9 protein-coding genes are annotated in these 15,379 nt (G+C 56.8%); 1 reads left to right on the top strand and 8 read right to left on the bottom strand.

The features are described from left to right. Positions 1 to 39 precede the first annotated feature (39 nt). From NOR51B_RS14815 to NOR51B_RS03845, 8 genes are all read right to left on the bottom strand, one after another. Positions 40 to 1,995 carry an acyltransferase family protein gene (locus NOR51B_RS14815; protein ID WP_009019561.1) on the bottom strand — a complete coding sequence of 652 codons (1,956 nt, stop codon included), beginning with the start codon at positions 1,993 to 1,995 and terminating at the stop codon, positions 40 to 42. Between the two features lie 31 nt (positions 1,996 to 2,026). Next, the gene (locus tag NOR51B_RS03875) at positions 2,027 to 2,506 is read right to left on the bottom strand and encodes a MarR family winged helix-turn-helix transcriptional regulator (RefSeq protein ID WP_009021595.1); all 480 of its coding nucleotides are present in this window, start codon (positions 2,504 to 2,506) and stop codon (positions 2,027 to 2,029) included. A 5-nt stretch (positions 2,507 to 2,511) separates the two neighbouring features. Beyond that, positions 2,512 to 4,518: a tetratricopeptide repeat-containing sulfotransferase family protein gene (locus NOR51B_RS03870; protein ID WP_009021198.1), complete on the bottom strand. Its 2,007-nt coding sequence runs from the start codon at positions 4,516 to 4,518 to the stop codon at positions 2,512 to 2,514. A 69-nt stretch (positions 4,519 to 4,587) separates the two neighbouring features. Then, positions 4,588 to 7,257 carry a TonB-dependent receptor gene (locus tag NOR51B_RS03865; protein ID WP_009020395.1) on the bottom strand — a complete coding sequence of 890 codons (2,670 nt, stop codon included), beginning with the start codon at positions 7,255 to 7,257 and terminating at the stop codon, positions 4,588 to 4,590. 294 nt (positions 7,258 to 7,551) lie between these two features. Next, the gene (locus NOR51B_RS03860; RefSeq protein ID WP_009020872.1) at positions 7,552 to 8,385 is read right to left on the bottom strand and encodes a M48 family metallopeptidase; all 834 of its coding nucleotides are present in this window, start codon (positions 8,383 to 8,385) and stop codon (positions 7,552 to 7,554) included. A 67-nt stretch (positions 8,386 to 8,452) separates the two neighbouring features. Further along, complete coding sequence (locus tag NOR51B_RS03855) at positions 8,453 to 9,457, bottom strand: NAD(P)H-dependent glycerol-3-phosphate dehydrogenase (RefSeq protein ID WP_009020871.1); 1,005 nt, start codon at positions 9,455 to 9,457, stop codon at positions 8,453 to 8,455. Continuing rightward, positions 9,444 to 11,810 (bottom strand): glycerol-3-phosphate 1-O-acyltransferase, encoded by a 2,367-nt coding sequence (locus NOR51B_RS03850; protein ID WP_009020337.1) that lies wholly within the window; start codon positions 11,808 to 11,810, stop codon positions 9,444 to 9,446. The genes NOR51B_RS03855 and NOR51B_RS03850 overlap by 14 nt, the downstream gene beginning before the upstream one ends. A 15-nt stretch (positions 11,811 to 11,825) precedes the next feature. Beyond that, positions 11,826 to 13,832, bottom strand: a complete 2,007-nt coding sequence (locus tag NOR51B_RS03845) for an HAD-IB family hydrolase (protein WP_009020715.1) — start codon at positions 13,830 to 13,832, stop codon at positions 11,826 to 11,828. 188 nt (positions 13,833 to 14,020) lie between these two features. Here NOR51B_RS03845 and NOR51B_RS03840 point away from each other — a divergent pair, with 188 nt between their 5' ends. Next, a complete protein-coding gene (locus tag NOR51B_RS03840) occupies positions 14,021 to 15,361 on the top strand; it encodes a Na+/H+ antiporter NhaC family protein (RefSeq protein ID WP_009019505.1) in 1,341 nt (446 codons plus the stop codon). The last annotated feature ends 18 nt before the right edge of the window (positions 15,362 to 15,379 follow it).

Here is a 15,379-nt window from a genome sequence, read left to right as displayed (position 1 = left end):
GCAACGCATATTCCTCCCCGACCACTCGGTCCGGGGCAGTTACTTCGCGGTTAAATCGCGATACCAATCGGGATAGCGTTCGAGATAGCGCCGGCCCAGCAGTTGCGCGTAAGGGAGCGTCAGGTGATGCCGGTCGACAAACATCGGGTGGCCCTCCGGCGTTTCTGTTTCACAGGACTGTACGTCGACTGGAGAGGTGCACACCAGCCCCGCCTTATCGATATACAAGTCGCCAAGCGCCATGAAGTCTTCGTAGTACACGGCGCCGCCATCATTCTTCGGGTCAGCGTAATATTTTGATAACGCTCCGGGTCTGATGCAGGCACGACTATTACCGAACCGGTTAATAAAGAAGGCGCATTCCCGCGTGGTGCTGATCAGGCCGCCCATGAGCGCAATCTTTACCGAGGGTTGCCGCGTCTTAATGGTCTGCAAGATGTGCAGGATGTCGGTCTTATTCCTCGCAAATGGGGATTTGGAGCTGTAGAGCACCATCGACCACTCCACAGATTCCAGCGATTCCCAAAGCGCATCTATGCGTTTCTGGCAGCTATCGCTCGCGGCCACCACCCAATCTTCCTCCCGGGTGAACACGCCCTCCGGCGTCATCTTGCCGCACCCGCCGACGCCACCGAAATAGACGATGCTCGGCGATCGACTCGCAGGTAGCGCCGTGGTCAGGAAGTTGAAAGCATCCTTCTCATGGGAATTACCAAACACCAGGATGGGTTCGACAAGTGAAGCCGGGCAGCGGCTGGGATCATCGAGCTGATCGATGCGGCATCCGGCATCGATGAGGCTGTCGCGCTCGCGTTTATAGTGTTTGATCGCTGCCGCATCCAGCTGCACCTCCTGATAGCCGAAGCGCGCGGGTTGGAATGCGATGAAGGTGAGGCAGGCGGCCAGTAACACCGCGATGACAATACTGCCGTAAACCGTCAACCGGCCGTTATCGGATTGGTACGAGTGGCGCTGATAAAAGCGTCGCTCGACACCGTAGTACAGCACCAGGGTAGCGAGCGTAATGATAGCGGCAAGCGCCAGTCGGCTGGGCGTGGTGAGAGGCGTCAGATACCAGCTGCTTAACAGGGCTATCGGCGGCCAGTGGGCGAGGTACAGCGAGAACGAAATTTGCCCCACCCAGCGTGCCGGTCGATTGGATAGCAGCGGGCTGGGCTCGTCGGCATTGGCTGCGACCAGAACCAGGGCGGCGCCGATGCTGGGGATCAGTGCCTGCCAACCGGGAAAACTGCTGCCATCCTCCAGGACCACAAAGCCAATGCAACACAGCGCCAGACCCGCGGAGCGCACCAGCTGCTGAGAAAACAGGCTGATGTGCAGCCGTTGCCAGAGTTCCAGTGCCACGGCGCCAAGGCAGAACTGCCAGGCGCGGAAGGGCAGCAGGTAAAACGCGGCGGGCTGATCGCGGTCGGTAAAATAAACACTGAGTCCAAAGCTCAGCAACAACAAGGCGACCAGGGTGGTTATGTAGGCATTTGATGACGGTCTACAACTTCTGAACAGCAGCCAGAGCAGCGCAGGCCACAACAGATAGAATTGCTCTTCGACACCCAGCGACCACAGATGAAGCAAGGGCTTCAGTGCGGAATCGGCGTCCCAGTAGCCCGCCTCGAGATAAAACAGAATATTCGCGCCACTGGCGATCGCCGCCACGCCGGATTTTGCAAAGGCCTCCAGCTCGAGTGGCTGAAGCACAAACAGCGCGGCCAATGTGGTTGCGAACACCGTCGCCAGTATCGCGGGAAAGAGTCGTCGAACCCGGCGGCCATAAAAGGCACCGAAACTGAACTCGCCGCTGATGAGTTGGTCTTTGAGAATCCCGGTGATCAAAAATCCGGAGATAACAAAAAAGATATCGACGCCAACATAGCCACCGGCGAAGCCTGATACCTGCAAATGAAACAACACCACACCGAGGACAGCAATAGCCCGCAGCCCGTCGATGTCGGTCAGGTTGGTACGGGGTTTAACCAATTCGCTCAGGTCCTTTCAGCTTTTTTGCGAGTCAGAGAACCTCATCACCTTCGGTGAGTAGCGGTGAAGCGTCCAGATCCTCGGCATCCATCATGGTGGCGATGCGCTCAAGTGCGGCCATAATCAGGTGCTGTTCCCAGGCCTCAATGTCGGAAAAGCGATCGTTAAAGCTGTCCTGCAACGGCTTGGGTGCAGCATCCAGCTTTTTCTGTCCCACCTCGGTGAGGGTGACAATGACCCGGCGCCGATCTATGGTGCTGCGCTCGCGATGCACCATTCCCTGCTTTTCCAGACGATTGAGCAGCGTGGTGACGGTCGCCAGGCTCAGGCTGACCGATTTGGCGATATCCGAGACCGTCGGCTCCTTGAGGTCGTCGATAGTCCGCAGGGCCATTAACTGGGGGGTGGTCAGTCCGGTTTTTTTCTCCAGTTTTCTGGAGTGCAAATAAGTCGCGCGAATAATCCGTCGCAACAAAATCAAAACCTGATCCTGTAAGTCCATTTCCGTCATGGTGTTTAACTCTCTTCGGATAATCGAACCAGATGGGATCCCAGCGCCTCACGCAAAGGATCCAGCCAGGGTGAGTAGTTTCGCCACTGGTGCTGGCCTTTATCCGAGACCGGTTGGCGAACCTGCTCTGAACTCGGTGTTTTTACTGCGCGCTCGGTTTCCCAATAGTGCAGGCACTGCTCTTCGAAAGGCAGGCCGCAAAACTCCAGTAATCGCGCGACCTGCCCCGGTAAATCCTCAATAACGTCTTCGTTGTTCACCTGGAGAATCTGCCCGGGCAGCACTGACTGCCAGTGCGACATCAATTCAACGTAGTCGCGATAATAGCGCCCAATATCAGCAAGCTGGTAGCTGAATTCCTGCCCCTCCGCGAATAGCTGCTTAAAGCCGCTGAAGCAGCACGCCATGGGATGCCGGCGGGCGTCAATAATCTTGGCGTTGGGCAGAATCAGCTTGATCAGACCGATGTGCCGGAAGTTATTGGGCATTTTGTCAATAAAGAACGGTGCGTTGCCGCGGTGGATACGGGTGTCGGCGATGAAGCGTGTTCCCATAGCGCGCAGTTCGTCGGCATCGATGTCCGCCAGAATTTCCGGGTATGTGGTGTCCTCTGAGCGACGACGCAACTGCTGCGCCATCGAAAGGATATTGGGTAATTCCTGGGTGCCGTCGACCTGGCTGTGTGACGATAGGATCTGTTCGAGAAGTGTGGAGCCTGCGCGGGGCAGGCCAACAATAAAAATCGGGGCCGGATCGGCGTCGCCGCTGCCTGCTTTTTGTTCAAATAGAGCCCTGTCAAAAAACGTGGCCATTGACTGCATATCAGCGTGCATATCGTCGGCGTCGTAATAGGATTGTTGCCGTTTGGCCGCATTGCCCGCGGCATACTGGGTAAAAGACTCGGCGTATTCACTCCGGTCCTCATAGGCTTTACCCAGTGCAAAGCGCACAAAGGGTATGTGGCCTGGATCGAGTTCATCGCCGCGACATAAAGCTTCCATCGCATTGATGTCTGCGTCGTCAAAGCGGTAGGTCTTGAGATTGGACAGGGCGTACCACCCCTCGCCATGACCGCTGCGGACGGCGGTTGCCTTTCGATACCGGTTGATGGCCTCCTCGGCACGTCCAATCGTTTTTAGCGTGTGACCGAGCGAGGTCAATGTCGCCGGGTCGTTGGGCTGTTTCTCAAGAATCCGCTCAAACCCCGCCAATGCAGCCTCAAAATCACTCACCTGTAACGCTTCTATGGCAGCCAGAGATTGAAACTGAAGATTTTCCGGATCGCTGTTAGCGAGCTTGTTGGCCCTGCGACGCGCTTCATCGTGATTGTTTTGACGCCTTGCAAGCTGAACGCAATCCAACTGTACACGCTGGTTCGCGGGCGCGATTTTTTCCGCGGTAGTCAACAGCAGCGCCGCCTCATCGAGTGCTCCCATTTCAAGCGCGATCCCGGCGAGCAAACGCATGCCCTCGATATGCCGCGGGTTCTTCTGCATGAAACGTTTGCAAAGTTCTTCGGCTTGCAATCGCTTGCCGCGTGCTTGCAGATCCATCACTGCCAGCAGCGGGGGTGGCAGCGCCCTCAAATAGTCGATTTGTTCGGCTATTTGGTTTAGGCCATTGCGTTGGCCCAGTTTTTGAAGCGCATGGAGCTGTCCTTGCCAGCTTGCGATCAATGAGGCGTTCATTCTGGTGGCACGTTGATAGTACTTAAGCGAGAGTGCTGTAGCTCCCATTTGCCGTTGGCAGTGCCCGAGTTCTTGAACCGCTCGGCTGTGTTCGGGCTGGATTTTCAGTAGCTCGGCAAGGGTTTGCATAGCGGAGTCAGGTTGGCCGTCGGTCCGTTGAATCACGGCGTAGAAATACAGTGCCTCCGGATGCTTGGGCTGATCGGAAAGCCAGGCCTTGACCGCATTCCGCGCCTTGTCCCGATCCCCGGCCCGCAGCAGGTTTTGGATCGCCGCAAGACGTTCGCTTTCAGAATCCATGGCGGCAATGGGATCTGTGGTCATGATTGTTCTCCGATGCAAAAAAAATGCCCCGCGCGGGGGCATTGATCATTGCACTATGTGTCGTCGCAGTTAGAAGTTGTACGACACGCGTAGACCCATGGTGCGTGGTCGAGCGTACGTTGCCCGGCCTCTGTCGTTGACATAGTTGCGCGACAGTTCCGCACGTTCATCGGTGAGGTTATCGACAAACGCTGTTGCGCTCCAATCGTCGGCGCGCAAACCCGCGGTGACCCCCATCATCGTCCAGCTGTCAATCTTGTCGCGGTTGATGCGAATGATGTCACTGTAAGACTCGTCCGAATAAGACACATTGCCCATCACGTGAGCGGTGTAGTCGCCCATTGGCCACTCGTAACGCGCGGTCAGCGTGCCCTGAAATTCCGGGGCGAACGCCATGGTATCTCCGGCTCTGACGTCATCGGTTGGCACGAGCACTTCGGTGATCTCGGTATCAAGGAAGGAGAACGCCCCCGAGATCGTCAACCCCGCAACCTTCGGCAGCCAGGTAATATCGCCTTCGAGACCGCGAACCTCGGAATCTGCCGCATTGTCGGAGAAGAACAGGTTGACAATACTGGTATCGAAAATAGTCGTTTGCAGACCGGAAATCTCTGACTGGAACAGCGCCCCATTAAAGCGCAGCGTGCCGCCCATCAAATCGGTTTTCCAACCCAGCTCGTAGTTTTTCAGCTCATCGGAGCCAACGCCATAGGGCACGGTGTATTCGCCGCTGGGGTTGGTCTGACCACCGGGCCGGTTGAGTATGCCGGGACGGAAGCCTTCGGAGTAGGTGGCGTAAAACAGCATATCCGCGTTGGGCGTCCACTGTCCGGTCAGTTTGTAAATGGTGCCGTTGTTTTCTGATTCGCCCGGCGCCAACAGCGCGCCTCGCACGTAGTCAGGTACCTCGACATCGGGGTTATCGAGATCCGCGAGGGTGTAGACCGGCTGGTCGTCACGGCACAGGAAAACGGCGGTGTCACGGTATACACCATCGCCGTCATACAGATCTGAGATATTGGTACCCCCGCGCTGGCAGTCGATCTGGTAGAACGGGTTGCCAAAGCTGCCATTGGCGCTGCCGTCCAGGTCGCTGGTTACCTCATAACGTCGCGCACCGACAATGACTGCAAATTCGTTGCCGATATCGAAGGTGACTTCACCAAAGAAGCCCAACTGCTCATCGGTTCTCAGGATGTCATTACGGAAAACAGCCGCCTCGGGGAACGGGTCATTGGTTGACAAGAATCCGTCGGGATACGAGAAGTTTTCCGGAAAGGCGTCCCCGGGATTCCCATAGAGGGTTGGGAAGACATTGCTGGGGTACGAAAAATCTACCCGCTCTTCCAGGTCAAGCTCGCTGTAAAAAACGCCGACGGTTGCGCGAATCGGCTTGGTGGCGTCTGTCGACACGCGGAATTCGTGGGTCTGGATTTCGAGCTCGGAGTCCATGGTCGTGAACAGGTTTGGCGCGTAGCAGGTACCGGTGGGTGTCGGGTTGTAAGCGGGATAACTCACCTCGGTATCGCAAAGGTAGTAGGGGATGTACTGGCTCACGTAAAGGTAGTCGGTGTAATCGATTCGGCTGGAGACTTCCCGCTTGGTGAACGCTCCGGTATAGACCAGCTCGAGCTCATTAATGGCGCCGGTTAGTGTCCAGGCGGTATTCTGGAGGTCGTCCTCGAGAAACGACTCTTCATAACTACGAATTTCCATCTCACCAAGACTGGGGTCGGCGTAAAACACACCTTCGGTTTCCAGTTCCTGTTGTGTGTGGGCAACCAGCAGATTCCAGGTCGGGGTGATGTCAAAGGATGCGCTGATGCGCCCGCCGGTGTAGGTGGCGTCGTTGAAATCGTCCTCAACCAGGTCGCTGTTGTCAGCAGCCCGGAAATCAACATTGCTGAGATCTGCGCCCGCCTGGAATCCGCCTCTGGCGTCACTGACGGGCACACCATTGGAACGCACCGTGCCAGCCGGGCGGAACCGAGCGGACTCGCGTTGATCAATCGTACCCGGGACGTTGTCGATGTAACCGCCCATATCGTCGCGGTATACCACCGCGCGCATGGCGAAACGCTCATTAACCGCCCAGTTGAACACGGCCTCACCGTTGTAGCTGGCTTCGCCGTCTTTCATGGTCGACGCCTCAGCCTTGATCTTGCCGTAGGTCTCGGTGAAATCCGGCTTGTTGGTGATCATCCGCACGGTGCCGGATTGGGAGCTGGCGCCGAAAAGCGTGCCCTGCGGTCCGGCCAATACCTCCACTCGCTGCAGGTCGGCGGCGTAGATATCGAGGTTGCGACCGGGCTGTGCCAGAGGCTGTTCGTCGAGGTAGAAGGCGACGTTGGGTGCGAGGCCCGCGACACCCGCGGTACTAAGGTTCGGCGTAGTGGAGGCGACACCCCGGATATAGATGGTGTTCTGGCCGGGGCCGCTGCCGCCGGCGGTGACGCCTGGGAGCTGGATCAGGTAATCCTCAAAATTCTGTACGCCGAGCTGTTCGAGCTTCTCGCCGGAGACGGCCGAGACGGTAACGGCGATGTCCTGGGTGCTGGCGGAGCGCTTGGTGGCAGTCACTACCACTTCTTCAAGTTGCTGCGCGACCGCTTCATTGGTAATCAATGCGGGGGCAAGAACCGCGCTCAGTGCTGAGGCGAGTCGACGTGGGCGAGAGGGGAAAGAGAGCATGGTTAGCGGGTCCTTGGTCAGAATACGGTTAGCACCAAAAATTTGCATGCAAACGGCAAATTTCCAGCGAAAAGAGTAATTTGCCGGATTATACAGGGGTTGATGGCGGTTAGATCAACCTGGAATAGTTTTGGCACTAATTACTATGGGCGTTTTTCATAGCCATTGGAGCTATTTCGGGGCGAATGACTTTTCCGGTTTAAGTCGACTATCGATAGGGCAGGCCAGGGTTCTGGATCAACGGATCTATAACGCGCAAAGCCCCGATGCTGTTGGGTTTGCGGCCACTTCAGGTTTTATTGGCGGGGGGCTGAGGCGGAGAGGCCGCCTCAGCGTGAACCACTAATTGGCGGTTTGCCGAACAATATCCACCGGATGTACCGCAGCCTTGGTGCGAGTCGTATTTAGCGCCCGCATCTCGGGAATCATCCCGTCAAGGGCCGCCTGGCGGTTCTCCGGGGCTGGGTGGGTACTCAGGAACTCGGGCGGGCGCTCTTCACTGAGATCGCCCATTTTTTGCCACAGGGTGACTGCTGCCTCGGGGTCATAGCCTGCTTCAGTAGCGAGACGCATACCGATCGTGTCAGCTTCTGACTCGGCGGTGCGGCTGTTGGGTAATTCGAGCGCGTATTTGGCCGCCAGCGCCGCCCCTGTCATCGCCAGACCGCCATTGTCGGAGCTGACCCCCACGGCGACCACGCCAAGGCTTGTGGCCATTGCTCGAGACATGCGCTCGGCGGTGTGGTTGGCGAGGGCGTGGGCTATCTCATGCCCCATGATTTGCGCGAATTCATCGTCGGTTAGCTTGAGCTTTTCAAACAGCCCTGTGTAGGCGGCCATTCGTCCACCCGCCATGCACCAGGCGTTGACGGTCTCCGGATCGTCGATTATGGCGACACTCCACTTCCAGTCGGCGCTGTGGGGAAACGCTTCGATCGCCGTCGTCACCACCCGCCCGGTAATCCGGGCCACCCGATCGACCATCGCGGGGTCGTCTACCAGCTTGGCGTCTTTGGCCAGCTCCCCTACCGTCGACAAATAGGCGGCTTCTGACTGCACAATGGCCGCCTCTGGCGATATCAGCATCAGCTGGCTGCGCCCGGTGGGACTGGTGCTGCACCCCATTAGGGTGGCGATAAAGAGTGCCAGCGCAATAATCCGTTGCCTGTAACGCATTCCAGTGCTCTCCTTGTTTAAAGCTCTTGTTAGTCTAACGCTTTGGCCAATGGTGGTGCCCAGGGATCTAACCGGGTGCATGCTCGGCGCCGGCGGTGGTCCTGAGCAGTCCCCGGTAAGCGGACTTGGCGTTGGACTCCCCGATAATGACTTTGTAGACGTCTTCACTGATGGGCATGGAAATGTTGCGCTCGCGGGCAATCTCAATCACCGTTGGCGCGCTTTTCACGCCTTCGGCAACCATATGCATGGAGTCGATAATGTCGTCGATGGCGCGGCCTTTGGCCAGCTCGACCCCAACGTGCCGATTCCGGCTCTGGGCACTTGTGCAGGTTGCAATCATATCACCCATTCCCGCGAGACCGGCGAAGGTAAGCGGCTCTCCGCCCAGCGCCGTGCCCAGTCGTCCCATCTCAGCGAGGCCCCGGGTTATCAGCGCGGCGCGAGTATTGTCTCCGGCCCCAAGCCCGTCCCCCATTCCCACGGCAATGGCAATGAGATTTTTGAGAACACCACCGAGCTCGCAGCCGATGACATCCCGGTTGCTGTAAACCCGGAAAAGACCGCCATTGAAGAGTTCACGCAGGTACTCCGTGACGTCGCTATTGTCGGTAGAAATCACACTGGCCGCGGCTTGTCCGGCGAGAATTTCCTTTGCGAGATTGGGTCCGGTTAGTACCCCGGCGGTGTGCCCTGGCGCGACCAGTTTGCAGATCTCGGTCATCCGCAGTCGCGTTCCCTTTTCCAGCCCCTTGGTCAGACTGACCAGCGGTACCTCCGGTTTCAGGTAGCCGCTGATCGATTCCAGGACACTGCGGAAGCTGTTGGACGGCACGCCCATGACCACAACGTCGGCATTGGCAACCGCCTCCTCAAGATCTGCGGTGGCGGACAGCTTGGGGTTGAGGGGCAGCTCGCCCAGATAGCGCGAGTTTCGGTGCTCGCGATTGATCTCATCGACGGTTTGGCTATCCCGCGCCCAGATCACTGTTTTGGTATTGCGACTGACCAGCGATGCGACGGTGGTCCCCCAGGACCCGCCCCCGATAACGGCAACATTACAGTCTTTCATGGACAGAATCCCTTAGGGTGAGCGCACCTCGGCTGGCAATACTGGAGGCGCGAATGTACTCGATACGACGCATCAGCTCATCGAGTCGTGCCGCGTGTTGTTTTCTCGCCTCGATAACGTCGGGTCGACTGGCATTCACCAACTCCCGAGACTGGAGTACCTTAAAGGCGGTGCTGAACAATAGCTTACCCACCGAGGCGTCGCTACTGATGCGGCGTTGAAGAAAAGCCTGTTTACCAAAACTCATACAGTGTTCGACACAATCCTGCTCCGAAAATTCATCTTTCGGCCACTCCGCCAGTACGGTTGCCGCAATGGCATAGGCCTCGATGAACATCTGTAGTGAGCGATGGGCCACCAATGGGGTAAAGCGTCCAAGCAATTCCCGTAAACCGGTTTTTCCCTGCTCGAACAATGACTGCCAGTCGGGTGCGATACGCTCAAGTTCCCCTGCAATTTCCCGGCGGAAGACATCGCTGGGTGGGTAAAAGAACTCAAACTTGAACAGATCGCGCAAGTTATCCACTTCCGCCCAGAATACCGCTTCAAGATTGGCACCGTCGTTGGCGGCATCAATCGCGGCCTGCAAGGCCAGCTCGGTAATCGCCTGATTGACGAAATAATGAACAATGGTATTGCGGTAATAACTGGCCACCGGTGCCTGACCGTCGACAATGCCGTAGACCACCTGGCGCCCCCCATCGAACCGGCTGATGATGCCCTCGTCGATCATGAGTTGCAGCTGGGTCTCCATGTTTTCCGCGTACTGTTTATCAAAATCAGGCGAGTGTCTGAGTTCGCGCGCTGCACACCAGGACACCAGCTGGTCGACGTCTGCGATGACCTCTTCCTCGGTCAATGCGCGGGGAAATACAGCGAGTAGACTCATGCTGATGAGCGCCGGCAGGGTGATGGGTGTCACCCGGTTGACTTCTACCGCGACCTGGAAGGCGACTTTGGATAGCGCCAGTTTGTCGTCGGGGTCTGGCGCCTCCGGTAATATCACTGGTTCGCCGAAATCAACGTAGATTTTGCCCATGGGCTTCGCAAGACTGCGGATATAACCCACCATCCAGCTAAGTGATTCAGGCGCCTTGGGTACCCCACTCTGTTCGCGGGCATATTCCTCCGCATCGCGCAGCAGATCGTAGGTCACCGCAACCGGAATAATATGGATATTGCGCGCCCCCGAATGGCTACAGCCCTCGAGTACGTATTTGAGAATGCCAAATTTCGGTGGCATCAGCTTGCCCAGACGCGAACGCGTGCCTTCAAAGGACCAGGTCAGCGGGAATCGCTTCTCCATCAGGTAGCCGATGTATTGACGCAGGGTGGCTTTATAAACCTCGTTGTCGGCGAAACTGCGTTTTATAAAAATGCCCCCAGATCGGCGAAGCAGGAAACCGAGGCCGGGAAAATTAAGGTTGGCACCGCCGAACATGTGCGGCATGGGAAAGTCATTTTCAAACATGATTTTTGGGACCGCAAACCCATCGAGATAGGTTTTGTGGGTCCACAGCAGCGCCGAGGGATATTCGCGCACCATGGCCCGTATTCGCTCGAGGTCGCTTTTGTCGTAGCGCAGTTCGGGTTCGTAACCGAGGCTCAGGCAGAGATTGCTAATCTTGGCAAAAACATCGAGCCAAAAATGATTGGGCACGGAAATCATCTCGCCAAAATAGTCATTGACCTCCCGCTGCACCTCCGCGAGCGGCACCTGCCGCTCATCGGCAATGGCGCGTAGTTTTTCCTGAAAATCGGGGTTGTTGCGAAGGCTATGAACCACATAACGTGGAACCTTATAGCGGCCACCGCGTAGCTTTCGCTCGCCCATATCGAGCACAATCGCCGCCTGACGGGCAACGAAAATCGAAAAATCGGCGGGCCTCGCGGCGGGCTCTTGCTGATATTTATTTTTAAATCGCGCACTCAGATCATCGAGCGATCCAGGCTCACCCAGCACGAGACGCATTCGCTCTGGACGCTTTTCGGCGAGGTATTTTTGCCGCCATAGCGAGGGTCGGTAGTCACTGCCGCGAAGAAAGTCGACCAGTCGCGGTCCGGACTGGATCGAGCGCCTACTGTGTACCCAGGCAATACGCAGCGGGGCCACGACCGCATTGGGCAGTCGCACGATGGCTCGGTCCAGCGCGCCCACATTGAGCGGCTTACGATCATCGCCGAGCTCAAGGGGTATGACTTTGCTCGGGACGCCGGACTTATCATGACGGCTGATCCAATCTTCGAGAATGCTTCGTTCGAAGCTGGACCGGGCATCGATGATGAAAATGACGGCTTCGGCCCCCTTTGGCCACGGCGATTCAGCCAGTTTTGCTTCGGGGAACTTCGGCATTATCTGCTAGAACTCCTAGCGATTCTTGGGTTTCACCTTCGCGGCTGTTTTTTTCCGCGGCGCCTTAGCCGGCGTCGATTTTCGCGCGCTGGACTTCGATTTTACAGCTGAACGGCTTCGGGTGTTACCTGCTTTTGCTTTCGCCGGCTTTTTGACGCTGGTTTTCTGCGCCGGTGACTTTTTGGCAGCCGCCTTCTTTTTCACAGGCGATGCGGCAGCACTCGAGGACTTTGCCTTTGCTTTTGTCTTGCGTTTAACGGGAGCCTTTTTTACTTTTTGTGCCGATTTTTTATTAACAGTCGCTTTCTTGGCAGTCTTTTTTCGGGTTGCCGCTTTTGAACTGGCTTTGCGTTTTTCTGGTGAAACGGTCTTCCGGGATTTAGGCGCCGCTTTATTGCTCGCTGCTGGCACCTCTTCCATCAGTGCGTTCTCGTCGGTGTCTGCGGGAGTACCGCGACTGCGTTTAAGTGCAGTTCCCGCACTTTTTATCAGGCCAACTGCCCCGCTCAATCTAGGCTTACGCGCCGGCTTTTCAGGTTTTTGATCGGTCCGGCGTTTGCTGGCCTTCATTTCAGCAATGGTTTCGACGACCGACAGTTCGGGTTGTCCCAGAGCGTGCAGGAATTGATTGCGAACCTCGGTCAGGTGTCGGTTGATCGACCCCGGCTTCCAGTCAGCGGTGGGGATGGCTGGCAGTATCTCTACTTTTACTTTCCCGGGGTGGAATAGGAAGTCGCCTTTGGGCGCGATGTCGCCTGCATTATGGATGACGACCGGAACCACGGGTACACCGGCCTGCATTGCCATATGAAACCCACCTTTTTTGAAAGGTGCTAATTTTGGGGTGGGTGTTCTCGTGCCCTCGGGGGCTATGACGACGGAGCGCCCTTCATCGTGTAGCGCCGTAATTAGCGGTTTCATCGCTTCGATGGCACCCGCAGCGTCGCTGCGGTCGATAAAGACAAGGCCGCTGTACTGCATAGCGGCGCCAATCAGGGGCATATCCTTGATTTCTTTCTTGCCGATTCCAGAAAAATCCCGGCGCAAGAGACTCGCCATGATGATGACATCGGTCTTGCTTTGATGATTGAACATGAAAACCGCCGGTCGATGGGTCCACAGGTTTTCCTCGCCCGAGACATCGAGTTCAAGCCCGATAATCGCACTGGCGGTATCGGCAAACAGTGAGGCGGAAAAGTTGAAACCATCACGCTTTTTACCGGAAAGCGCGGCAATGGGTAACCCGGCGACCACACTGGAAATCAACGATCCGGTGGCTGCCATCGAGCGCACGACCTGACCGGGTTTTACTCCTCCCCGGCTATCAAAAGTCGCCAGTGGCCAGCCTCGCTCCCGCGCAACCCGCTCCAGTTTTGATTTTGGGTTGAGCGCGACGGGTCGGCCGACGCGCTCGAGCAGCTGAATATCATCGGTACTGTCGGAATAAAAGAAACTGCGGTCGAGGTCCGCGCCCGTCTTGGCGGCAAAGTCCTCAGCGGCGATGACCTTGCCCTCGCCAAAACACGTCGGTCGAATCACCCTGCCGGTGAATTTGCCGTCTTCCACTTCGAGGCGGGTGGCATAAAGATGCTCTATATCGAGATCCCGTGCTGAGGCCTCGACCTGATACGGGGTCGCAGAGCTGACGATGGCAATCGAGTGGCCTTTGCGCCGATGCGCATCGATCAGGCGGCGGGACTCGGGGTAGATCAATCGTGCGATGCCTTTCTCGAACAGGCGTTCTCCGGTTGCACGATAGTCATCTTCCGTGCTTCCCACCATGAACTGGGCATGGACGGCCATCATTGCAGAAAAGCCCATATTACCCATCCCAAAGCTGACCAGGGCGCGGGAGAGTTCGACGAACTCGCGATAGCTGAGATGGCCGTTGGATAATTGATCGCGAAGAAAAACCATGGCCGAGTAGCCCGCGATAATGGTGCCGTCGAAATCAAAAATTGCCCCTACCTCGGGTCCCGAGCCAACGGCATCTATCTCCTCCAGCAGTTCTTCAACACTCAAAACCCTAAGCTCCTGTTACTGATCAGCCGACAGCGGGTTGGTATCCGCGCAGACGGCCTTTGAAAATACACCGCGGGCTTGGTGGCGGCAAATAATCCTTGCACCGAGCCGCCAATCCCAGTGTTATAGCCACTGGCGTGTCGAATCCCGGCACTGGTTAACGCGGCGCTCTATTGGGGACTGTCAAAATGGATTACGGGATAATCAGCCTGGTGCCCACAGCACTGGTGTTGTTTCTGGCGATTTGGAGCCATCGCACCCTGGAATCGGTTATTGCGGGATCGCTTCTGGCGTTTCTGATCATGGACGGCATCAACTTTATTGAATCGCTGTCGAGCACGATCATGACGGTGGTTGGAGACGAGGTGACCGTCTGGATCGTACTGGTGTGTGGACTTTACGGACCCTTTATTGCGCTGCTGGTAAAGGGCGGCGGTTCTTATGCCTTTGGCCAAATGCTCACCCGCCGGATTCACAGTAAAAAAGCCAGCCTGCTTACCACCTGGGTATTGGGTCTTTCCATTTTTCTCGATGATTACCTCAATTCCCTCACCGTGGGTGCCACCATGAAGTCGGTGACCGACCGTTTTCGGGTCTCACGGGAAATGCTGGCCTATGTGGTCGACTCCACGGCGGCGCCGATGTGCCTTCTGGTGCCCATCTCGAGCTGGGGTGTTTATTTTGCGGGCTTGCTTGAAAAAAACGAGGTTGCCGCTCCGGGTGAGGGTATTGCCCAGTTTGTCGCCGCCATCCCCTACATGTTTTACCCGATAGTGGCGATTATTGTTGTGCCGCTGGCGGTCACTCGCGTGATTCCCCTGCTCGGCCGTATGCGGACCGTGGAGTTGCGGGCCGAAGAGACGGGGGATCTCGGCATTGTGGAGGATGTAGCGTTGACTGTTGAGCCCTCCGAGCGCGGTGGCGTGAGTGTGTTTTTCGTCCCGATTTTTGCCCTGCTGTTTTTTACCGTAGTCCCCGAAGTCGATCTTCTCCGCGGGGTGATTATCGGAATTCTGGTGACGCTGGTGCAGTACACGGTAATGCGGATTATGCCGCTGGGAGAGCTGCTGGATACCTGTATGGACGGGCTCAAGTCGATGATTCCCGTACTGAGCATGCTGATTGCACTGTTTGTGTTTGTGGAGGCCAATATGGCCATCGGCATGACCGAGTATGTGATCAATGGCGTGCGTCCCTACCTGACCGCCGAGCTGTTACCGGTGCTGATTTTTATCACCATGTCGGTGGTGTCCTACACCACCGGTTCCAACTGGGGCGTTATTGCGATTGCCATGCCGATTGCGTTTCCGCTGGCGCATGCTCTGGACGTCAACATGGCCCTGGTCATCGGTGCCTTGTTGTCCGCCAGCGGCTTTGGCAGTCACGCCTGTTTTTATTCCGATTCCACGGTGCTTTCGGCACAGGGGGCGGGCTGTAGAACCTATGACCACGCCATCACCCAGCTGCCTTACGCGCTACTCGCCGCCGGTATTGCCGCCGTGTTTTATCTGATAGCCCCTCTCGTCTGAGTGATGGCCCGTATCAGT

Source organism: Luminiphilus syltensis NOR5-1B (assembly GCF_000158175.1).
Classification (GTDB): domain Bacteria; phylum Pseudomonadota; class Gammaproteobacteria; order Pseudomonadales; family Halieaceae; genus Luminiphilus; species Luminiphilus syltensis.
This window is presented reverse-complemented; position numbering and strand designations above follow the sequence as displayed.